General features: G+C 50.4%; 19 protein-coding genes. 12 read left to right on the top strand and 7 right to left on the bottom strand.

The window, feature by feature from the left end:
* Positions 1–638: 638 nt before the first annotated feature.
* From PZBJ_RS03635 to PZBJ_RS03625, 3 genes are all read right to left on the bottom strand, one after another.
* Positions 639–3,689, bottom strand: a complete 3,051-nt coding sequence (locus PZBJ_RS03635) for an efflux RND transporter permease subunit (protein ID WP_101761237.1) — start codon at positions 3,687–3,689, stop codon at positions 639–641.
* Positions 3,686–4,786, bottom strand: coding sequence for an efflux RND transporter periplasmic adaptor subunit (locus PZBJ_RS03630; RefSeq protein WP_101761236.1), 1,101 nt, complete (start codon positions 4,784–4,786; stop codon positions 3,686–3,688). The genes PZBJ_RS03635 and PZBJ_RS03630 overlap by 4 nt, the downstream gene beginning before the upstream one ends.
* A gap of 73 nt (positions 4,787–4,859) precedes the next feature.
* Complete coding sequence (locus PZBJ_RS03625) at positions 4,860–5,474, bottom strand: TetR/AcrR family transcriptional regulator (RefSeq protein ID WP_101761235.1); 615 nt, start codon at positions 5,472–5,474, stop codon at positions 4,860–4,862.
* A 240-nt stretch (positions 5,475–5,714) separates the two neighbouring features.
* On the opposite strand from PZBJ_RS03625, the gene PZBJ_RS03620 reads away from it, so the two are divergent.
* The 3 genes from PZBJ_RS03620 (at position 5,715) to psrA (ending at position 8,031) form a co-directional block, all read left to right on the top strand.
* Entirely contained in the window at positions 5,715–6,191 is a 477-nt protein-coding gene (locus PZBJ_RS03620) for a DUF2243 domain-containing protein (protein ID WP_206098192.1), read from the top strand.
* A gap of 12 nt (positions 6,192–6,203) precedes the next feature.
* Positions 6,204–6,995, top strand: coding sequence for a cytochrome c oxidase assembly protein (locus PZBJ_RS03615; RefSeq protein ID WP_240632871.1), 792 nt, complete (start codon positions 6,204–6,206; stop codon positions 6,993–6,995).
* 136 nt (positions 6,996–7,131) lie between these two features.
* The gene (gene psrA / locus PZBJ_RS03610; RefSeq protein WP_101761233.1) at positions 7,132–8,031 is read left to right on the top strand and encodes an L-proline-binding transcription factor PsrA; all 900 of its coding nucleotides are present in this window, start codon (positions 7,132–7,134) and stop codon (positions 8,029–8,031) included.
* Here the strand turns inward: psrA and PZBJ_RS03605 are convergent.
* Positions 8,006–8,812, bottom strand: a complete 807-nt coding sequence (locus PZBJ_RS03605) for a substrate-binding domain-containing protein (RefSeq protein WP_101761232.1) — start codon at positions 8,810–8,812, stop codon at positions 8,006–8,008. The genes psrA and PZBJ_RS03605 overlap by 26 nt on opposite strands.
* 15 nt (positions 8,813–8,827) lie before the next feature.
* Positions 8,828–10,123 (bottom strand): MFS transporter, encoded by a 1,296-nt coding sequence (gene tcuC, locus PZBJ_RS03600; RefSeq protein ID WP_146001283.1) that lies wholly within the window; start codon positions 10,121–10,123, stop codon positions 8,828–8,830.
* A gap of 639 nt (positions 10,124–10,762) precedes the next feature.
* On the opposite strand from tcuC, the gene PZBJ_RS03595 reads away from it, so the two are divergent.
* The 6 genes from PZBJ_RS03595 (at position 10,763) to PZBJ_RS03570 (ending at position 17,726) form a co-directional block, all read left to right on the top strand.
* On the top strand, positions 10,763–11,749 hold the full coding sequence (locus tag PZBJ_RS03595) for an autoinducer 2 ABC transporter substrate-binding protein (RefSeq protein ID WP_101761230.1): 987 nt from the start codon (positions 10,763–10,765) through the stop codon (positions 11,747–11,749).
* A 245-nt stretch (positions 11,750–11,994) separates the two neighbouring features.
* A complete protein-coding gene (locus PZBJ_RS03590) occupies positions 11,995–13,515 on the top strand; it encodes a sugar ABC transporter ATP-binding protein (protein ID WP_101761229.1) in 1,521 nt (506 codons plus the stop codon).
* Positions 13,508–14,497 (top strand): ABC transporter permease, encoded by a 990-nt coding sequence (locus PZBJ_RS03585; RefSeq protein WP_101761228.1) that lies wholly within the window; start codon positions 13,508–13,510, stop codon positions 14,495–14,497. Before PZBJ_RS03590 ends, PZBJ_RS03585 begins: the two co-directional genes overlap by 8 nt.
* A 1-nt stretch (position 14,498) precedes the next feature.
* Positions 14,499–15,452 carry an ABC transporter permease gene (locus tag PZBJ_RS03580; RefSeq protein WP_101761227.1) on the top strand — a complete coding sequence of 318 codons (954 nt, stop codon included), beginning with the start codon at positions 14,499–14,501 and terminating at the stop codon, positions 15,450–15,452.
* A 28-nt stretch (positions 15,453–15,480) separates the two neighbouring features.
* Positions 15,481–17,121, top strand: coding sequence for an FGGY-family carbohydrate kinase (locus PZBJ_RS03575; protein WP_101761226.1), 1,641 nt, complete (start codon positions 15,481–15,483; stop codon positions 17,119–17,121).
* Positions 17,118–17,726 (top strand): KpsF/GutQ family sugar-phosphate isomerase, encoded by a 609-nt coding sequence (locus tag PZBJ_RS03570; RefSeq protein ID WP_101761225.1) that lies wholly within the window; start codon positions 17,118–17,120, stop codon positions 17,724–17,726. Before PZBJ_RS03575 ends, PZBJ_RS03570 begins: the two co-directional genes overlap by 4 nt.
* Positions 17,727–17,836: 110 nt before the next feature.
* Here the strand turns inward: PZBJ_RS03570 and PZBJ_RS03565 are convergent, their stop codons facing one another.
* Entirely contained in the window at positions 17,837–18,025 is a 189-nt protein-coding gene (locus PZBJ_RS03565; RefSeq protein ID WP_101761769.1) for a YjfB family protein, read from the bottom strand.
* A 624-nt stretch (positions 18,026–18,649) separates the two neighbouring features.
* On the opposite strand from PZBJ_RS03565, the gene PZBJ_RS03560 reads away from it, so the two are divergent.
* From PZBJ_RS03560 to PZBJ_RS03550, 3 genes are all read left to right on the top strand, one after another.
* The gene (locus tag PZBJ_RS03560) at positions 18,650–19,885 is read left to right on the top strand and encodes an oligosaccharide flippase family protein (protein ID WP_101761224.1); all 1,236 of its coding nucleotides are present in this window, start codon (positions 18,650–18,652) and stop codon (positions 19,883–19,885) included.
* A gap of 5 nt (positions 19,886–19,890) precedes the next feature.
* Positions 19,891–20,760: an ATP-grasp fold amidoligase family protein gene (locus PZBJ_RS03555; protein WP_101761223.1), complete on the top strand. Its 870-nt coding sequence runs from the start codon at positions 19,891–19,893 to the stop codon at positions 20,758–20,760.
* Between the two features lie 251 nt (positions 20,761–21,011).
* Positions 21,012–22,091, top strand: a complete 1,080-nt coding sequence (locus tag PZBJ_RS03550) for a mechanosensitive ion channel family protein (protein ID WP_101761222.1) — start codon at positions 21,012–21,014, stop codon at positions 22,089–22,091.
* On the opposite strand, the gene PZBJ_RS03545 is transcribed toward PZBJ_RS03550, so the two are convergent.
* The gene (locus PZBJ_RS03545; protein ID WP_101761221.1) at positions 22,072–22,620 is read right to left on the bottom strand and encodes a GNAT family N-acetyltransferase; all 549 of its coding nucleotides are present in this window, start codon (positions 22,618–22,620) and stop codon (positions 22,072–22,074) included. The two genes, PZBJ_RS03550 and PZBJ_RS03545, sit on opposite strands and share 20 nt — an antisense overlap.
* Positions 22,621–22,767: the final 147 nt, after the last annotated feature.

Below are 22,767 nucleotides of genomic sequence, written 5' to 3'. Positions count from 1 at the left end.
GATGAATATTTAATATGAGATAGGGCAAGTAAAAAGGATTGGACTTTTATGGCAGGAAAAAATGACCTCTGAAAGTGGAAATCTCTAACGCTTTCAGAGGCGATGCAAAGCATCATTCGTTACGTGCGGAGAGTACCGCTGGGTCAATTTATAGGAGATTAAAAAAAATGCACGGGTTATATTTTTTTATTTTAGCTCCTATTACAGTCATTTAAATTGCATCTTTATCAAAATGAAACCGCTTCGGTTATTTATGGACTCAATCATCAAGAATATTGATAATTTTTATTTGGCCATTCCAAATAAATGCCATTTATTAATCGATTTCTCATTTTTAAAAGACCACGTTGATAAGTAACGCTCGGGTTTTACTGACGAGGATAAACGAAGCCAGGCAGTGATTTCAGGACTGTCTACCAGACCATTACTGTGATGATTGAAGTGATAAAGGCCTCGTGCCCGAGCCTTTTCATTTTTATTTGTGGACCTGAGTTGCAGGCGTTAAATACTGCTACTACTCTTTTATCGCTTCATACTTGGTACGAAGGTTACACACAGCACGCACAGCGTGCGAGAGTCTTTGCATATTGTTCATACTTCCTTCCCCGCTCCAGGCGGGGATTTTTTTCAGCATTAGCCTACCTGACACGGAACCAGATGGCATACATCGCCGGTAAAAACACCAGCGTCATAATAGTGCCGCCCAGCGTCCCGCCAATCAGCGTGTAAGCCAGCGTGCCCCAGAACACGGAGTGCGTCAGTGGAATAAATGCCAGAATCGCCGCTAGCGCTGTCAGCAGAACCGGCCGGGCGCGCTGCACCGTTGCCTCAACGATAGCCTTGAAAGGATCGTGGCCTTCCCGCTCATTCTGATGAATTTGTCCGATCAGGATCAGCGTATTTCGCATCAGAATCCCTGACAGCGCGATCAGCCCAACCAGTGCATTGATGCCAAAGGGCTGCTGGAATAGCAGCAGCATGGGCACAACGCCAACCAGCCCGAGCGGCGCGGTCAGAAAAACCATCACCATCGCTGCCATGGAACGCACCTGCAGGATGATGATCAGCAGCGTCAGGGCAATCATAATTGGGAACAGCGGCAGCATCGCTTTAGTCGCTTTACCCGACTCCTCAATCGAGCCCGCCTGTTCAATACGGTACCCCGGCGGCAGTGACGCGATTAATGGCTGAAGTTCCCGGCTCAACGCACTTGAGACATCCGGTGGCTGCAATCCGTCAGCAATATCGCCGCGCACCGTTATGGTTGGCGTTCTGTCGCGGCGGCGCAGCAGCGGATCTTCCATGCGGATGTCGATTTCACCGAGTTGCGAGAGTGGAATGCGCTGCCCATCGGCTCCGGCTAACGTCAGAGCGTCAAGGCGCGCGGGATCGAGGCGCACCTCTCCGGCTGCACGACCAACCACTTCCACAGATCGGATATCTTCACGAATCGCCGTGATAGATGCCCCGCTCAGTAGGAACTGCAGTTGACGAGCCGCTCCGGCAGGCGTTAGCCCCATCGCCTGCAGCCGATCCTGATCCAGCCTGAAATGCATTACCGGCACGCGTGAACCCCAGTCGGTGTTGACGGTACGCATCATCGGGCTGGCCTGCATCAGTACTTTCACTTTCGCGGCCAGCTGGCGCAGTACGTCTGGATCGGGACCCATCACCCGGTAAGCGACCGGATAAGGCGAATAGGGACCGAAAACCAGCTGTGTTACGCGCACCTGCGCTTCAGGCGCGAGCCCATCTGCTGCCGCTTGTCGCAGACGCTGCTTCAGCGCATCGCGATCGTGCTCGCCGTTGGTCAGCACCACGATTTTGGCAAAAGAGGGATCCGGCAATTCCGGGGCCATCGCCAGATAGAAACGCGGCGCACCCTGCCCGATATACGCGGTTACCGTGCGGGTTTCTTTTTGCTTTTTCAGCCAGTGCTCAATTCGCGCCGTGGTCTGGCTGGTCTGCTCTATTGAGGTGCCGTAAGGCATTTGCACTTCAACCAGCACCTCAGGACGATCGGAGGTTGGGAAGAACTGTTTTTTCACCAGCCCCATGCCCATGATGGCCAGCACAAAGCAGCTAATCACCGCGCCTGCCACCCACCACTTATGCGCGATGACTTTGGTTAGCAGTCGTCTGAAGCGATTGTAATGGCGGGTGTTATAGATTGCCGCGTGGCCACCGACTACCGGCTTGATGTCGGGCAGCATCTTCACGCCCAGATAAGGGGTAAACAATACTGCCACCACCCACGAGGCAATCAGGGCAATCCCCACGATCCAGAACATATTGCTGGTGTATTCACCGGCGGTGGACTGCGCAAAGCCGTTGGGCATGAAGCCGATCGCGGTTACCAGCGTGCCGGCCAGCATCGGCGCGGCTGTATGGCTCCAGGCGTAGGCCGATGCTTTGATGCGGTCATAGCCCTCTTCCATTTTCACCACCATCATCTCTATCGCAATGATGGCGTCATCAACCAGTAAACCCAGTGCGAGGATAAGTGAACCCAGCGTGATGCGGTCAAAGTTTTTTCCCGTGGCGGCCATCACCACAAATACCACGGCAAGCGTCAGCGGAACCGCGGCAGCAACCACGATGCCAACGCGCCAGCCCATGCTGACAAAGCACACCACCATCACCACCAGCAGAGCCACGAAGAACTTCACCATGAACTCATCGACAGCCGAACTGATGTTAACCGCCTGGTCGGAAACGTTGGTGAGCGTCATGCCCAGCGGCATGTCGCTATTTATATTTCGGACCTCTTGTTCCAGCGCCTTACCCAGCTCAAGACCGTTCCAGCCTTCCCTCATTACCACGCTCAACATCAGTGCAGGTTCACCCTCATTACGGATGAGAAAATCGGGCGGATCGACATAGCCACGTTCGACCTTGGCCACGTCGACAAGCCGTAGCGTGTGATTACCGGAGACGACCGGTGTGTTGCGGATTTTTTCGAGCGTATCCAGCGCACCGTCGAGGCGGATAAACACCTCGGGCCCGCGCGTTTGTATCGAACCGGCGGGTGACAGGGCATTTTGCCCGTTCAGGGCGTTAAATATCTGTTCCGGTGTAATGCCCAGCGTAGCGAGGCGATCGCTGGAAAAGGAGACATAAATACGTTCTGCCTGCTCGCCGGTAATGGTGACTTTTTTTACGCCCGCAACGTGTAGCAGCTGCTGACGAAGTTTTTCGGCATCACGAGACAGAAATCGCTGCGGTTCACCCTTTGCTTTCAGTGCATAGAGGGCAAAAACCACATCCGAGAATTCATCGTTAACCATCGGCCCGATCACACCCGCCGGCAGGTTGCGCGCCTCATCGCTGAGCTTTTTGCGTGCCTGGTAAAACTGCTCCTGCACTTCAGAAGGTGGCGTGCTGTCCTGTAGGGAAAGCATGGTGTATGCCATTCCGGGACGAGTATAGGTCTCGGTGCGGTCATACCACTTCAGCTCCTGCAGCCGCTTCTCCAGCGGCTCAGCCACCTGATCCTGCATCTCCTGCGCGGTGGCGCCAGGCCAGGCGGTGATCACCGTCAGCTGCTTGACGGTAAACGGGGGATCTTCCGCTCTTCCCAGACCCAGAAAAGCCACTACGCCAGCGACCGTAACGAGAATGATCAGGAACAGCGTGACCGATCGTTCACGCACCGCCAGCGCCGAGAGGTTAAAGCGGTTGCGGCTCATGGCGTGGCTCCTTGCGACCCAGGCATTCCGATGCGGACGGCTTCACCTTCATGCAGCAGGTGTGCGCCCAGCGCGGCTACCTGTTCCCCGCTCTGAAGCGGACCCGACACGCGCGCACTGTCGTCGCTGATGCCGAGCAGCGTCACGGCACGCCAGGTGACTTTGGCGGGTTTGCCTTCCACCAGCCAGACGCCAGCACCACGTCCCGCATCCCACACCGCACTGAGCGGTACTGACCAGGATTCTGGCGTCGCCGCAGATTCCGGGATACGCAGGGTTACGGTTGAACCCAGCGGAGCACCGGCTGCGGCACCGCTCAGCACATAGCGTGCTTCGTAGGTGCGGGTTGCTGCATCCGCCGAATCTGACAACTCGCGCAGCCTGGCATCATTCTCGATCCCACTGCCATACAGGATGGCTGTAGCCGGCGATCCCACCTGCGGGCGCAATGTCTCCGGCAGACTGACCATCGCCTCACGCTGACCGGCGCGGGCGAGGCGCACAACCGTTTGACCGGCGCTAACCACCTGACCTGGGTCGGCCAACGTATCCACCACCACGCCATCGGCATCAGCACTCAGTACGGCATATTGCGAGGCGTTGAGCGCCACGCGTGCCTGCGCCTGCGCGGCGCTCAGATCGGCACGCGCGGCATCTGCCGCTGCACGTATTTGACTGTAAGAGGATGCAGAGACCGCGCCAGAACCCACCAATCCACGATAGCGTTTCTCATCATCGCCGGTCTGGCGCGCGCGTGCCTGGGCGGCGTTTACCGCACCCTCCGCAGCGCGGACCTGCAGCGCGAGATCAGCCGGATCGAGCCTCATCAGCAGCTGGCCGCGTTTGACGCTTTGCCCCTTATCAACCAGACGCTCAAGCACCTTGCCCGACACGCGAAAACCCAGGTCGCTCTGAAAACGTGCGGCCACAATGCCGGTAAAAACGCGAGATTGACCCGCCGCAGGCTCGACGGTCGCCGTCCTGATGAGTGGCGGCCGGGAGCGCGGATCGTCAGCGGCTGATAGAGGTTCGCCGCAACCAGTCAGAATGACCGGCAGCAGGCAGATGACGGACAACAAAGGGAGATGCCGGAGCATGGGTTACCTTACTCAAGGGAAGTATGAGGACGCCATTCTCTGACTAGTGACCAATTATGTCAATGGTCACAAACTACGGAGCGAGACTTCTAAGTACTAATGCAGCCAATTGGCTTGCATCTTCTCCGGCCGTATCAAGTGAGGATTGCAATTGAAGTGGATCGGCAAGAGGTCTGAGTACCAGATAGACGGCGGCGGCCGTTTCATCCAGCGGCGTTTTACGCTCAAATTCCCCGGCAGTGCGTCCTGCGCGCAGGATGGCGAGCACGATTTCACGCAGGGAATCCTCATATTGCACAGCAGCAGGCCAGTGCTCACGCGAGGAAGCGGCGGCGATGTCATACAGCCGACGTTCGCGGAAGAACAGCTCGCAGCCTGCCACAGCAAGCGTCTGAAACAGCTGCTTTATTTTTTCCGTGGCGGAAGGTGACTGCTCCAGCGCAGCGTTCAGCCTTTCCGTGATATCCGTAAGGCAATTGGCGCAGATGACTTCACCGATTTCCTGCTTAGAACCGAAAAACTTGTAAATGTAGGCTTTTGAGAAGCCAATTGATCGCGCGAGATCGGATACGGTGGTTTTCTCAAAGCCGTAATGGCTAAAGTACTCCATGGCGGCAGCCACAATCTGATCGCGGATGGTGTGGTCGGAAGGCCCACGCGTGGCGGCGGTAGTTTTTTTCTCTGTCATATTTCAACTTTGCTCGGTGAGCTGATGTAAACGATGAGTGACCAGTGGATATTTTGGTCACAATTTCTCATCGCTTCAAGGCCTGATTGCTATCATCACAATCTCAGCGGAATCTCTGAAAAACCGCTTTCGGTAATGTCGTGCGCCCTGCCCGACATAACGCTGGCGTAAATTGGCCGGGCTGCGGGAATTATCATCTACGCTTCTTAAGTGAAATTTAACTTTTACCCGGAGAACGTAGTGCCAACTTTGAATTCCAGTCCTCAACCCGATCTGAAACGTTCATTCATAGCCACCCTTCCATTGGGAATCGGTATGATGGCGGCAATTGATGAAGTGGTATTTCATCAGATTCTGGCCTGGCATCACTTCTTTGACTGGGGCACACCCGCGTTTAGCCTGCTTTCAGATGGATTATTGCACGCAGGCGAGCTGATTCTTTTCGTGCTTGGTTTTTTCATGTTTGCGGACCTGCGAAGCCGTGGAAAACTCAACCGCGCGGCAGCATGGGCAGGATTCATTGTGGGTTTGGGGGCTTTTCAACTGTTTGATGGAATTGTTGATCACAAGCTGCTCAGGCTGCATCAGATCCGCTATGTTGATAACGTGCTGCTTTATGACCTCATCTGGAATCTGTCTGCTGTGCTGTTATTGGTGGCAGGCTTGCTGATTTATCGTCACGCGCGGTCTGCTCTATCCGCTAAAACGGAAGTTTGATCCGTGGATCCCATGATGCATCCTGCGGCGATGCCCCATTCAGTCGCGCTATTTATTCTTTTGGTCATAGCTCCTGCTGTCATTCTCTTTTTTTATTTGATCGCCGCTGTCCGTTTACGGCGGGTTGCCCACTGGAGCGCCTGGCGCATGGCCAGCTTTACCGCCGGCATCGTCATGATCGTGGCATCCATGCTGCCGCCTTTGGCTAACTGGGCGCATCATGACTTACGCGGTCATATGTTGCAGCATCTGTTTCTTGGAATGTTTGGACCTCTCGGATTGGTGTTTGGGGCGCCCGGCTCACTGATATTACGCACTCTATCCGCACAGTGGGCGCGCGCTATGATGACTATTCTCCGCACCCGCCCGATACGCTTTTTAATCCATCCATTTACCGCTGCTTCGCTGGATATTGGCGGGATGTATCTTCTTTATCTCACTCCGTTATATGCGTTGAGCATGGCCATTCCTGCCCTGTTTATTTTCCTGCATCTGCATTTTGTCCTCTCCGGCTACCTGTTTACCTGGTCTGTCGCCGGGCCCGATCCCGCGCCTCACCGTCCATCGAGAACTGTGCGTCTGGCGGCAATTTTTTTTGCTACTGCCGCTCACGCTATTCTCGCGAAGTTGATGTACGGCTTCGGATACCCACGTGGAACCTTAGCCAGCGCTGAAGAAATTCAGCAGGCTGCGCAGTGGATGTATTACGGCGGAGATATTGCCGAGTTTTGCATTATCGTCGGCTTTTTTGCCGCGTGGTTCCGGCAACGCAGCACGCTGCCAGAAATGCTGGCGGGGAAATAATGACCATTGCATGGCAAAATTATTTGCCAACATGAGAAGTAATAACATTTGTAGGTAAGACGTGGTTACCGTAATCAATAATGTGGCTATCATTGCCCTTTGAACACCCGCTAGCTCCAAAGGACTGTCTGCTGCTATGCCTGTAAACTTTGACCTCAACGATCTTTATGCCTTCCGTGCGCTGGTTGAATACAGTAATTTTCGGCTTGCCGCTGAGTCCATCTGCCTTTCACAGTCAGCATTGAGTCGTAGGATAGAAAAGCTGGAATCCGCGTTAGGGATCAAGTTGTTCGACAGAACGACCCGGCGTGTCACGTTGACACTGTATGGACGGACCTTTGCTGAACGCTCAGACCAGCTGCTGGCGAATGTTGAACTGGTATTAGCGGATATTAATAAGGTGAGTCAGGATCGTATAGGGCTGGTCACCGTTGCCACTGTGCCCTCGGCAGCCTACTATTTTATGCCCGATGTTATCCGCCGTTTCCAGACACGCTATCCACGGGTGCGTGTGAAAATCATTGATAGTAGCGCTGGAAACGTCATTGAAGCAGTGGCCAGTGGTCAGGCAGACTTTGGCATCTGTTTTGCCAGAGATCTGCAAACCACTATCGAATTTATACCCTTGACGAGCGATGTCTACGTGGCGGCCTGCAGGCGGGATCATCCATTAGCCAATAAAAAAAACCTGACCTGGCGAGAGTTTTATCAGCAGGATTACATTGAGCTGGATAAGACCTCCGGTAACCGCCATCTACTTGATAAGATGCTGGATCACATCGTTCCTGAGCGCCCCAGTATCTGCGAAACCCGTCATGTGACCACCATGCTAGGTATGGTTGAAGCGGGTATCGGCATGGCTGCCGTACCCGCTATGTCGATGCCGATGTCAGAGCATTCAGTACTCACACACCTTTCACTCACTGAGCCGGTGGTAAAGCGTACGGTTGGCCTGATCAGGCGCAGTGGCCGTATGCAATCCTACATTGCAGCTGAGTTAGAGAAGCTGATCACTGAACAGTATCGTGTTGTTTAACCGGCCGTTCAGCCGTCACCGATCGCAATCCGGTAGCGCGCACAGTATCTTGCGCCTCAGCCGAAGAGAGGAAGTTGAGTAACGCTTTGCCCTCATGCCCGTTTGTTGCCTTGGCGGTCACCGCACCGGCAAAGCGGGTAACGTATTGCACATCTTCAGGCAGTTCACCCACAAAGGTGACGCCCGGCACAGGTAGCAATTCACTCACTTGTTGGAAACCGACGGCATAAGTGCCTTTAGCCACTTCGGATGCCACCGGAATGCGCTCTACCCTATGCGCTTTTGTTTTTACCTGGTCTTCTATTCCCAGTTTTTTAAACAGTTGGCTGCTGACATAGCGGCCGCTGGCACTGTCAGAATAAGCAATAGATTTGGCCTGCAAAAGGGCATTACGCAGATCTGCATCCGTTTTAATATTTAGTTTAGGCTCACCTTCTTTAACGACCATACCAATTGAAGAGTCGGCTAGCTCAACGCGCGAGCCCGGCTGAAGCCAGTTATCCTTCTCCAGGTTTTTTAGCGCATCACCGACCATAATCACCACATCCGCCTTCTCCCCGCGCGCCAGGCGCGCTGGAATCGCCTGAGGCGTTCTCCCCATCGAGGGGCCAGAGATCAAAATGATCTTGTCGCCGCTTTTTGCTTCAAATTGTGGGGCCAGTTTTTCCAGCGCCGCTTTAAATCCGCCCGAAATCATAACGGTGACATCTTTGGCCGCCGCTGAAAAACTAACGGAACTCACTAACAGCGTAATGAGAAGTGAACGATGTATTTTTTGCATGATGTTATTCCTGAACTAACCAGCGGTTTGAAGTGATAACGCGCTGCGACGGTATAAATAGAGGGTGGCCAGTAATGCACAAATCGCAGCAAAGCTCATCCAGTAGCCGGGTGAAGCTTTATCGCCGGTGTACTCAATCAGTGCAGTTGAAATGACTGGCGTAAATCCACCGAAAATAGCCGTAGCCAGACTGTAGGCCAGAGAGAAGCCTGCAACTCGCACTTCTACCGGCATAATCTCTGTTAATGCCGGGATCATGGCGCCGTTATACAGACCGTAAAGGAAGGAGAGCCACAACAGCACTGTCAGCATCATGGAAAAGCTGGGTGCTTCAGCAAGCAGGTTAAGTGCCGGATAGGCAGTCATCAGCGCTAACATCGCCATGGTCACCAATACAGGCTTACGGCCATAGCGGTCTGACAGGGCTCCCCCAACCGGTAGCCAGAAGAAGTTTGATACCGCAACCAGCAGAGTCACCAGCAGGCTGTCAGAAGCGCTCAGCATCAGCACTTTTTTACCAAAGGTAGGGGCATATACGGTGATCAGATAAAACGCGGTGGTGGTCATGGCGACCATCAACATTCCGGCGATAACCACCTGCCAGTTTGCTAACAGCGTTTTAAACACGTCTCGCATCGCCAGGTGGTTGCGGCGAGCAGTGAACGCTTCGGTCTCCTCCAGTTTACGGCGCAGAACAAAAATGAACGGAACAATCAGGCAGCCGAACAGGAAAGGCAAACGCCATCCCCACTCGCGAAGGGTGCTTTCTTCCATAGCCGTATTCAGTGCAAAGCCCATGGCCGCTGCCACCATAATGGCCACTTGCTGGCTGCCAGATTGCCAGCTGGTGTAAAAACCTTTACGGCCGGGCGTGGCAATTTCTGCCAGATAAACGGATACGCCGCCTAACTCTGCACCCGCTGAGAAGCCTTGCAGTAAGCGACCACATAGCACTAAAAAGGGTGCCCAGAGCCCAATCGTTTGATAAGACGGAATGAGAACAATCAGGAATGTCCCCGCCGCCATGATCGACAAGGTAACAATGAGCCCTTTACGTCTGCCGACTTTATCAATATACGCGCCCAGCACAATCGCGCCGACCGGACGCATTAAAAACCCTGCGCCAAAGACCGCAAAGGTCATCATCAGCGAAGCAAATTCACTGCTGGCCGGAAAGAAAGTATGGGCGATATAAGTGGCATAAAACCCGAAAAGGAAAAAATCGAATTGTTCCAGAAAGTTGCCAGAAGTCACCCGCAGTATCGCACTGCATCGGGTTCGGGCCGTCATGGGTAGGTTAGAGGAATGCATGTTTATCTCCAGTTTGTCATTAGCGCTTTTACAGCGCCTGCTTCTGCAGACTGGATGAGCAAAACAAACTATATAAGCGCAATAAACTCATGGGTTGATGCGTTTGATGCATTAATCTGCGTTAACAAATTCATTAACAAGCTGCAACGGGCCTTTAACAGCCCCTCACTTCTTAGCGTTACTTTTTGAGGGCTAAAAACGTCATACGTATTTTGTGACAAGGCTCATATCCGGTGAGGATGAAAATGACGTCGGTCGGGAAACGTCGTTTGCGGAATCTTAAAATCGCCAGGAATGCGCTGCTGTTCACATTCCGTGCAAATAAAATTTCTGGCACCGCCTTCTTCGCTGCAAGAAAGATACGACGCGGTCAAATATTTCTCTTTTGTTACTTTATTGGAAATAAATTGTTAATAGAAACACCCCATCACCTCTGAAATTCGGGATGCCGGGAAAGGGAGGAGTGTTTATTTACTTTTTATTAACACAAGTAATCTTTAAATTTAACAAAACTGGGCATTGTTCACATTTTGATCACAATCATGCGAAAACCGGTGTCTCCTTCAGTTAATCTCTGAGTGTGAATTGAATACCAACCGTCCGCTCCCTACTGCAAAACATCATAAGAAAGGTATCGCAATGAAATTTAACCTCGCATTAGTCAGTGCATGTGTGGTTTCAGCATGCATGTTATTCACAACACCCTCTTTCGCCGCTAAGCCTTACGATATTGCCGTGGTCGCCAAAGTCACCGGCATTCCATGGTTTACCCGCATGGAAGTCGGCGTGAAAGAAGCCGCGCAAAAACTGGATGTCAACGCTTATCAAGTCGGCGGCTCCACTCCAGACCCGGCCCAGCAAGTCAAAGTGATTGAAGATTTGATTGCTAAAAAAGTCGACGCCATCATCGTGGTGCCAAACGATGCCAAAGTATTGGAGCCGGTATTAAAGAAAGCGCGTGACCAGGGCATCGTGGTATTAACCCATGAATCGCCGGACCAGCAAATTGGTCAATGGGATATCGAAACCATCGACAGCCAGAAATATGCTGAAGTCAATATGGACGAACTGGCAAAAGATATGGGTAGCAAAGGAGGGTACGCCATTTATGTCGGATCCCTGACTGTGCCGCTGCATAACGCGTGGGCGGATGCTGCGATCAAATATCAGAAAGAAAAGTACCCGGATATGCATGAATTAACGTCTCGCCTGCCGGTGGCAGAAAATATTGATAAGTCATACTCCACCACATTGGATTTAATGAAGACCTATCCCGACCTGAAAGGGATTATCGGTTTCGGTTCGCTCGGCCCGATTGGTGCGGGTCAGGCGGTTCAACAGAAACGCGCTAAAAATAAAATCGCCGTTGTTGGTATCGCTATGCCCGCTCAAGCTGCTCCATATTTAATGCGCGGTGATATTAAGAAAGCGCTGCTGTGGGATCCAAAAGATGCCGGCTATGCCTTAGTAACGGTCGCTGATCAGCTGTTGCAGGGTAAAGAAGTCACCAAAGATCTGACTATCGAAGGGCTGGGGAAAGCTGACGTAGATATGGATAAAAAAGTCATTCGCTTTAATAAAATTCTGGAAGTGACACCAGAGAATGCGAAATCACTTGGATTCTGATCAGGCTTTTTAATTCAGGTATTTTCTGGAGACAGATTATCTCCAGCGCCACACCAGGCTAAGAGAAATAAATACGGCGTTGTATGTTGTGCCGTATTTAGATCTCGAATCAGACATGAAAATTTATACCCTAAATAATTCCAGCAGGGCAAAGCGGCCAATGCGCAAACATAACCCATTGATTAGCTCTAAATTGCGCAGCCAATGCCCACTGGAATTACAAAGGATATGCTTAAGGATCGGTGATGAATACGCTTAATACGTCCCCTGCCCCTTATGAGGCCTTTATCAGCCTTGAAAGAATCAGCAAAAAATTTCCCGGCGTACTAGCATTAGACAATGTCAGCCTGACGTTAAATAAAGGCGAAGTGCATTGCCTTGCTGGTCAAAATGGCTGTGGCAAAAGTACCATCATTAAAGTCATTTCTGGTGTTTATCAGCCGGAAAAAGGCGCGGCCATTACGCTGGACGGAAAACTATTTCATACTCTGACGCCGCAGCTCTCTTCGTATTACGGCATTCAGGTTATTTATCAGGATTTGTCTTTATTTCCCAATCTGTCGGTAGCCGAAAATATTGCCATTCACCGTTATTTACCAGGCGGAGATTTTTGGGTACATCGCGAGGCAATGCGCAAAAAAGCAGTGGCAGCGATGCAACGGGTCGGCGTCTCTCTGGATCCGGATCGTAAAGTCGAAAAGCTGTCGATCGCCGATCGCCAATTAGTCGCCATATGCCGCGCTATCGCCGCTGACGCCAGTCTGGTGATTATGGATGAACCGACCGCATCGCTGACTCGTACTGAAGTGAATGGTCTGTTGCGCGTGGTGAATGAGCTCAAAGCCGCCGGTATCTGCGTGGTGTTTGTCAGCCACCGTCTTGATGAGGTGATGGAAGTGGCCGATCGCATCAGCGTGATGCGCGACGGCAAACTGGTTGGCACCTATCCGGCCAGCGAACTCGACAGTAATGAACTGGCATTCCTGATGACCGGACAACGTTTTACCTACAGTCATCTGCCGCATCGTGCGCCAGCCAACGTAACGCCACTCCTTGAAGTCAGCCAACTAAGCCGCAAAGGTCAGTATCAGAATATTTCACTGGCGCTGCGCCAGGGTGAAATCACCTCGATTATTGGCCTGCTCGGTTCGGGCCGGACGGAACTCTGTCTGAGCCTGTTCGGCATGAGCCAACCAGATAGCGGAGAAATCCGCGTTAACGGCAATGTGGTGCAATTCCACAGTAACCGCGACGCCATCCGTCACGGCATTGCTTATGTTTCAGAAGACCGTCTGACGCAGGGTCTGATCATGGAGCAATCCATTTATGACAACACGCTGGTGTCCATTTTCGACAAGCTGCACACCGGCGCAGGATTAATGGACCATCAGAAAGCTGCAGCGGTGGTAAGAGACCTGATCCGTGATTTGAACATCAAAGTCTCGGATAGCCAGTTACCCGTTAAAACCCTTTCCGGTGGTAACGCGCAGCGGATCGCCATCGCCAAATGGGTAGCAACGCGACCCCATATTCTGATCCTCGATTCGCCGACCGTCGGCGTAGATATTGCCAACAAAGAGGGAATTTATCGCATCGCACGCGATTTGGCGGAATCTGGCATGGCGGTGCTGATGATTTGCGATGAAATTCCGGAAGCCTATTACAACAGTCATCGCGTGCTGGTGATGCGCAAAGGCGAACTGGTAGCGGAATTCGCGCCGCACCAAAGCAGCGAAGCGCAGATTGCGGAGGTGATTAATGGATAATAAATCTCTGTCGAAACTGTTTTCCCAGCACGAATTCTGGCTGGGATTACTGATTCTGCTGCTGGTGATTGGCTTAAGCGTCGGCACCAGTGAATTTATGACCCTTGGTAATCTGACTGACGTCGCCACCAGTTACGCCATTCTCGCCATTCTGGCCTGTGGTCTGTTTGTGGTGTTAATTGCCGGGGGCATCGACATCTCCTTCCCGGCCATCACCTCAATCGGTCAGTACGTGATGGCCAGTTACATCATCCATCACGGCGGTAGCTTTCCACTGGCATTTGCCCTGTCGATGGGCAGCGGGTTGCTGCTCGGGCTGGTCAACGGTTTTCTGGTGTACTGGCTGCGCGTTCCGGCCATCATTATCACCATTGCCACGTTAAACCTGTTTTACGGTCTGCTGGTGTATGTCACCAATGGCACCTGGTTATACGGGTTTCCCGACTGGTTTATGAACGGTATTAATTGGTTCTCCTTTACCGCCGCCGACGGCTACGACTATGGCCTGACTCTGCCGCTGCTTAGCTTGCTGGGTGTGATCATCGCCACCGGCGTGTTGATGAACCGCACACGCGTGGGACGCCAGATTTATGCCATGGGCAGCAACCGTGACGCTGCGTCGCGTCTCGGCCTGAACATCCTGCGACTGCATTTTTATGTATACGGATTTATGGGATTGCTGGCGGGTATAGCGGCCGTGGTTCAGGCGCAAATCACCCAGTCTGTCGCGCCTAATTCCCTGCTGGGTTATGAGCTGACGGTGCTGGCGGCGGTGGTATTAGGCGGCACCAGCATGACCGGCGGCCGTGGCTCGCTGACCGGCACCATTCTGGGAGTAATGCTGCTGGCCTTCCTGCAAAATGGTATGACCTTGCTGAGCATTTCATCTTACTGGCATCAGGTTTTCAGCGGCGTGATCATTTTGGTCAGCATCAGCAGCACCGCGTGGAATGAAAAACGCAAACTGGCAAAGGGAATGTGACATGACAACCTTAAACCGCTTCTTTCCGGGCGATCACATCATCCGCTTGCAGTTATTGATCATCGTCGCCGTTGCCGTGCTGTTCTCGTTCACGCTGGGCGGCAGTTTTTACAGCGTCGGCAATTTCCAGTCGATCTCCTCTCAGTTACCGATTCTGGGCATGCTGGCGCTGGGTATGGGTATCACCATGCTCACCGGCGGTATCAATCTTTCGGTCATTGCCGGAGCCAATGCCTGTTCGCTGGCGATGGCGGCCATTCTGGTGGCGCACCAGAACCAGCCAGAATATTTCGCGCTGGCGATGCTCGCGGGTCTGGTCATCGCTGTGCTCATTGGCGCGCTCAATGGCGCACTGATCGCCTATATCGGTGTTTCGCCGATTCTGGCGACCCTCGGTACCATGACGCTGATTGGCGGGCTGAATATTCTGCTAACCAATGGTGCTGTGATTTCCGGCTTCCCGGCAGCCATTCAGTATCTCAGCAACGGCAGCCTGCTTGGCATTCCGGTGGCGCTGCTGTTATTCCTGCTGGTGGCGCTGCTGTTGTGGGTGTTACTGGAACATACCACGCTGGGACGCAGCCTCTATCTGATGGGGTCCAACGAACAGGCCACGCGGTTCAGTGGCGTCAACACCCACAAAGTTACCCTCGCGGTGTATGTGCTTTCCGCGCTGCTCGGATGGGGCGCGGCACTGCTGATGATGTCCAAATTCAACTCGGCCAAAGCAGGCTATGGCGACTCCTATTTGCTGGTGACCATTCTGGCTTCTGTACTTGGCGGAATTAATCCCGACGGCGGGTTTGGCCGGGTCATCGGCCTGGTACTGGCGTTGATCGTCCTGCAAATGCTCGAGAGCGGCCTTAACCTGATGGGCGTCAGCAGTTATCTGACCATGACGCTGTGGGGTTGCGTTCTGATCCTGTTTATCGCTCTGCAAAACAGAAAATCATAAGCGAAAGATTTTTACGAAGGGAAAAAACATGGCGACATATTTTATTGGAATAGACGTAGGAACCGGCAGCGCCCGCGCAGGCGTCTTCGATATGACCGGCCGCATGGTCGGCCAGGCCAGCCGTGAGATCACGTTGTACCGCCCGAAAGCCGATTTCGTCGAACAGTCTTCCGATGAGATTTGGCAGTCTGTCTGTAACGCCGTAAAAGACGCGGTTAATCAGGCAGATATCAATCCTATTCAGGTGAAAGGCATCGGTTTTGACGCCACTTGTTCGCTGGTGGTGCTGGATAAAGAAGGTAAACCGCTGACCGTCAGCCCGTCCGGGCGAAGCGAGCAGAACATTATTGTATGGATGGATCACCGTGCTATCACGCAGGCAGAACGCATCAATGCCACCGGCCACCGCGTGCTGGAATTTGTCGGCGGAATCATCTCACCAGAAATGCAGACGCCAAAACTGCTGTGGCTGAAGCAACACATGCCGACGACCTGGAGCAACGTCGGGCATCTGTTCGACCTGCCTGATTTTCTTACCTGGCGCGCCACGCAGGACACCACGCGATCGTTGTGCTCTACCGTCTGCAAATGGACGTATATCGGTCACGAAGACCGCTGGGACTCGAGCTATTTCCGCCAGATCGGTCTGGAAGATTTGCTGGAAAACAACGCGTCAAAAATCGGCAGTGAAGTAAAAACCATGGGTGAGCCGCTGGGGCATGGATTAACTCAGCGCGCCGCTGCAGAAATGGGGTTGATTGCCGGTACGGCGGTCAGCGTCTCCATTATTGATGCCCACGCGGGTAGCCTCGGCATTCTGGGTGCCAGCGGCGTATCCGGCGAATCAGCGGATTTCGATAATCGCATCGCGCTGATTGGCGGGACGTCCACCGCTCATATGGCGATGTCGCGTAGCGCGCGCTATATCGGTGGGATCTGGGGGCCATATTATTCGGCGATACTGCCGGATTACTGGCTGAATGAAGGCGGACAATCGACTACCGGCGCGTTAATTGATCATGTCATTCAGTCACACCCGTGTTATCAGGATTTACTCAAACAGGGAAAAGACAGTGGCAAAACGATTTATGAAATTCTGAATGGTATTTTGCGCAAAATGGCGGGTGAGCCAGAAAATATCGCGTTCCTGACCAAAGACATTCATATGTTGCCCTATTTCCACGGCAACCGCTCACCGCGTGCCAATCCAACACTGACGGGCACGTTGACTGGCCTGAAATTGTCTCGCACGCCGGAAGACATGGCGCTGCATTATCTCGCCACCATTCAGGCGCTGGCGCTCGGCACTCGTCATATTATTGAAACCATGAACCAGAGTGGTTATTGCATTGATACCATGATGGCGAGTGGTGGCGGCACTAAAAACCCGATTTTTGTGCAGGAGCATTCCAACGCGACAGGTTGCGCAATGCTGTTGCCGGAAGAGAGTGAAGCGATGTTGCTCGGCAGCGCCATGATGGGCACCGTTGCAGCGGGTGTCTATGATTCGCTGCCAGAAGCCATGGCTGCTATGAGCCGCATTGGTAAAACCATCACACCACAGACCAACAAAATCAAAGAGTATTACGATCGTAAATACCGCGTATTCCACGAGATGTATCACGACAGCATGAAATATCGAGACCTGATGCAGGGGAAAACCGAATGAATGCGGAAGAAGAATTTACTCAGGCATGTCAGGCCTGGCAGACCTATAGCGAGGAATTACTGGCGTTACAACGTAATCTTGATGCCGAAACCTGGCATCAGCTCGTGATGCTGGTTACCGGATGTCACGGTAAAATTGTTGTGACCGGTGTTGGCACCTCGGGCATTGCCGCGCGGAAAATCGCCCACATGCTGGCATGCGTCGAGCAACCGGCAGTGTACCTCAACGCTACCGATGCAGCCCACGGTGACCTGGGATTTATGCGCAACAACGACCTGATGATCCTGATTTCACGTGGCGGTAATTCTGAAGAACTGACGCGCCTGCTGCCGACGCTTAAAACCAAAGGCGTTGCTATCATCAGCGTGACGGAAAACCTGGACTCAGCGATTGCCGACGCCGCTACGCTGGTGGTGAAAACGCATATCCAGCGGGAGATCGACCCGCTCAATATGCTGGCTACCACTTCTATCATGCTGGTGCTGGCGGTGTTCGATGCGCTGTGCTGTAACATCATGCTGCGTAACGGCTTCGATCAGCAGCGGCTGCTCAACGTCCATCCGGGCGGAAATGTCGGCAAAATACTGCGCGAACAGGATATGTGATCGACACCTTCACCCTGTAATTTCTTCCGCTAATAACATGCCAACACTATTTAATCATTTTGGGAGTGATACCCGATCGACATCACTCCATAAAACCGTTAATGCTGACTTCAGGCAGTGGTGTTAATGTTGCGCCCAATTGCAGGGTTTGCAGGCAACTGAGGAATCGAATCCAGAATGCCGCTCGCCATCGATTGCTGATTATCTAATGTCTTTTTCAGTACTAACGTGCTTAATTTATTAGCCAGTTCCATGTTATCAAGGCCGGTAGCCAGTGATGTAATTTGTGATACATCCATCTTGCTCTCCTGATTAATACGAATATTGAGTACAAAAACAGCTTTTAAAAGCCTGAAACGATTATCGGCATGTGCACGCAGTACTTTAACGTTCATTCGTAAGGCGATTCCGCAGAATCGCCCCTCAAGACACTCAACGCATTATGAATGTCTGCGCTACCTCAACGCATAGGCCAGCACCACAACAAAGCTCAGCTGCAGCAGGCTGTAAGCCACAGCGGTACTGACGTGGTCAGAAATCAGCCCCATGAAATAGGGCATAATCGCGCAATCAATTGCGCCGCTACACTGTGTGCTCTCGGTAATTAGCCCCGTTAAAGAAAATCATGATCATCATCACAATATATAGAGTCGAACACGATTAAATAATGGACTCAATATTTGAAAACGCACGTCATTAATCTGATTAATAAAAAAACCCTTCACTAATTGGATATCAGCAGCCACACTGTCAACCAATTAATTTAGCCTGCAGAATAAACAGTAATATTGGGTGTTTTTTATATGAATATTTCGCAATAATACACAACATTAATGCATATAGAAGAAAGCTTCATTTTTTGCGGATGGCTTATAAACAGTCCTTAACGCTATCAACACAGCTCTGTAGATGAGAGACATGCAATGTACTCTAACTCAATATGGATCATGTTAGAAAAGTCAGTCAATATCATCGGGCTACTGTATATTAATGCGCTGATGGCAAAATACGTTGGCCCTGAAGACTATGGCAAAATAAACATTTCAACTTCTCTGTTTATATTTGTGCAAACGCTATCGTGGTTTGGCGGTCAGAACATCATCTTTAAACGCATGAGTGAAAAGAGTAAGTCTGGGATCGCATTAGCGATACACACACAAAATCAACGGCGATTTTTCTTTCTCCTGTCATCAAGCGCGGTATTGATCTACCTCTACTTCTTCACTGACATCATTGTGTTTCTATTTGGTGTGGCCAACTGTATTGCCACTTACTACATTGTGATGGACTTCTTTTCCATCTACAACAACACGCAATTAAAATCAAAAATAAACACTATCACCAATGTGATCGGCTTATCTGTTGCCTTGTTGATTCGATTCTCTATTTCATACTTCAAAATGCCCGTGTACTACTTCACCATTCCTATTGTTATCATCCCGCTCATACCTTATTTCCTGCGTCTTATCTATTTTAACTACACCACAAAAATAAATGAGAATCGTAAAGGCGCCGGAATGTATAACCGTCATATGTTATTCACCGGCGGTGCGCTGATTTTATCGAGTCTATCGGCTAACATCTATACGCAGATATCGAGCATTTTTTTGGCAAAAATCCTTTCTTACTCAAATCTGGGCGTTTATAGCGTCGCGTTAACTTTAGGAGGTGCCTGGTCATTTATCGTATTGGCATTAATAACAAGCTTCTTCTCAAAGATATACAGTGAAAAAGATCAAATCACCGTTGAAATGCTACTCATTAAAATCAACCGAATTGTCATCTTGTGTTCGCTTATAGCGTTAGCTGGATTCTACTTTTTTGGTGAATACTTCATACATTTACTGTATGGCGATAAGTATATGGATTCCGTGAGTATCATTCCCATCATTATCATCGGCACTATGTTCTCTGCATTAGGTACAATTTGTTATCGCTATATGATCAAAGAGTCCGGATACAGTTACCTGGCTAAAAAGATGTTTTTATGTTGTGTCTTAACCATACCGCTTTCATGGCTAATGATTAATTCCTTCGGCATTAATGGGGCCGCATACTGTTTTTTGATCGTTGAGATTATGTCTTGCACTTTACTCAATTACTTCTTCAGAAATAAAACAATCATCAAAATGCATCTTAACATTTTCAAACTGAGATAATTTTAATGAAAATGATAAAACACACAGTCAAATCAGCGTTAAAAATCAGCGCATATATGTACCCAGAATTTTGCGCTAAAACACATTACTATATTAAGTTCAAGAAAAAGCTGAACTTAACCAATCCAATCAATTTCAATGAAAAAATTCAGTGGCTCAAATTCAATGAGTTAAATGGTGATATTTATACCTTGTGCGCGGATAAGTATAAGGTTCGGGAGTATGTGATAGCGAAAGGGTGTGGTGAAATCCTGAATGAACTCTACGGCGTGTATGATGACCCAATGGATATTGACTACCGCGCATTACCCAATAAATTCGCACTTAAGTGTAACCATGGCGCAGGTTACAACATAATCTGTGATAGCAAAGCATCGCTGGACATCGAAAAAACCAACAAGCAACTCAGTAAGTGGTTAAAGCAGGATTTCTCCTCCCATTTCATTGAGCCGCAGTATAAGAAAATTGACCGCAAAATCTTATGCGAAAAATACATTGAGAATGAACGTGGTGGGTTTCCAGAGGATTATAAATTTTACTGTTTCAATGGAAAACCTTATGCGGTAATGGTGTGCATGGAGCGGGAGAAAGGCACACCTAAATTCTATTATTTTGATATGAACTGGCATCCGCTTCCCTTTGAAGATACTGTTGAATTAATCAATACCAACAGCTATCCCAAAATGCCGGAAGGTTTCAATAACATGAAAGAGTATGCGGTTAAACTGGCCGCTGATTTTAAATTTGTTCGTGCTGACTTCTACCTTCTCAACGGTAAGGTTATTTTTGGCGAATTGACATTTACGCCCTCTGCGGGCCTCGATGTGACACTGCAGGAAGCCGATGCTATTTTAGGCAGCCAGCTAAAGTTGTAGTTTCAAAGTGATTGATTTACCTCCTTTCGTAACAGGTGCGCATCAATGCGCACCCTACAAAAACCTCGCCAAACTGCCTAAGGGTCGCCATTTGTGGCGACCGATGCATACGCCACCCATCCCCTGCCTGCTACAGCGTCTATACTGATAAGTATGAATAAATAATCTGCAGATAACCGATATCAGAATGGTTACTGAATTTTTTGACTTATCTGACAACCACGGTTGTTGGCTTAATAAAAGGGAAAGTAATGCCATTATTATTTGATGAGTTATCTGGTGCTCCAACATGGGTGCCTGCTGTTATGCTTGTCACTCTCTCACTCGCAATAGGATTTCTGGCGCGATTTATTCTCCTTAGATTTATTCGCTACTGGCAAAAACGTGACAGAAAACTGTTCAAGTCACTGGAAAAGCATCTGCGCGGATCGCTGTTTCTGTTTATCCCTTTATTGTTAATTAGTGCTGGACTTAGTTATGTTAATATCCAGCCAGGATCCCTGAGCTTTATTACCACCACCGTTAATATTTTCATTATCTTATCCTTTTGCTCGGTGCTTATTCGATTGATCAATGTGGCGCAGGATATGCTATTTATTCGCTATGACATCAATCTTTCGAATAACCTTCGTGCGCGAAAAATTCGCACGCAGATAATGTATGTGAAAAAAGTCGCGATTGTCGTACTGGTGACACTGTGTCTTTCGCTAATTTTGCTCAGTTTCCCTGGCGTGCGAAAATTCGGCACGACCATTCTCGCCGGTGCCGGCGTTGCCGGTATAATCATTGGCTTTGCCCTGCAGAAATCGCTGGTTAACCTGTTCGCCGGGATTCAGATCGCCTTTACCCAACCGATAAAAATTGATGATGCTGTGGTGGTGGAAAATGAATGGGGCTGGATTGAAGAGATCAACCTGACTTATGTTGTGGTGCGTATTTGGGATCTGCGTCGTTTAGTTTTGCCCATCACCTACTTTACCGAAAATGCTTTCCAAAACTGGACGCGTAATAACGCCCAAATATTAGGCTCTGTTTTTCTTTACCTCGATTATTCGATGCCATTAGATCCTCTGCGTAAGCATTTTGAAAAAGTCCTCAGTGAAACTAAACTCTGGGATCAACAAACTCAGGTGCTTCAGGTTACGGATACCACTGACAAAACCATGACCATCAGATTATTAATGACGGCGCAGAATTCCCCTACCGCCTTTGATTTACGCTGTTACGTGCGGGAAAAGATGATTGAGTTTATTCAGCAAAATTATCCGCAGAGTCTTCCTCATGTGCGGGCGACATTGACTGATGCCGGGTTTAGAGAGGCGAGTCAATAAAGTTGTTGTGGAAAATCTTATACAGCACATGCTCAGCTAGTGCGTGATCGGAAGGTAACGCGGGATGGAGAAAGATAGTTTGTTTCTGCATCCCCAATCGCTGCATCAGCTTCTCAGATGGCGTGTTATGAGTACTGGTGAACGAAACGACCTCGGGAAGATGCAAAACATTAAACGCGTAAGCCAACGATGCCTGGGCGGCTTCTTTGGCGATTCCCTGCCCCCAGAACTTTTTATTAATACGCCAGCCAATTTCCGTGCAGGGAGAAAAATCGAAGCGATCTGGCTGCTGTGCTAAACCCACGCTGCCGACAAATTCGCCGGTGGCTTTCATCTCAACGGCCCAAAAACCCCAACCCTGGTTTGCACCAATCATCGCCTTAAATCTTGCAACGACGTTGTCGCTTTCCTGACGACTCAGCGTTTTCGGGAAATACTTCATCACTTCGGGATCGGCATTGAGTTCGGCAAAGGGTTGTAAGTCTGTTTGCTGCCATTGTCGGAGGATCAGGCGGTTTGTCTCTAACATGGTAAATTTTCCCTTAAACGTTATCCGATTCCTTAAGTTTACCTAACAGCTTTCGCTATAAACAAATTACACGGCCCCTATCCTTTCACGAAAATCGATATCACCGATCGCAGGCGTTGTAGCAGCAATTCCTGATAGTCTGCTGAT

Origin of the sequence: Pantoea endophytica, from assembly GCF_002858935.1 — a bacterium.
GTDB classification, from domain to species: Bacteria; Pseudomonadota; Gammaproteobacteria; order Enterobacterales; family Enterobacteriaceae; genus Pantoea; species Pantoea leporis.
This window is presented reverse-complemented; position numbering and strand designations above follow the sequence as displayed.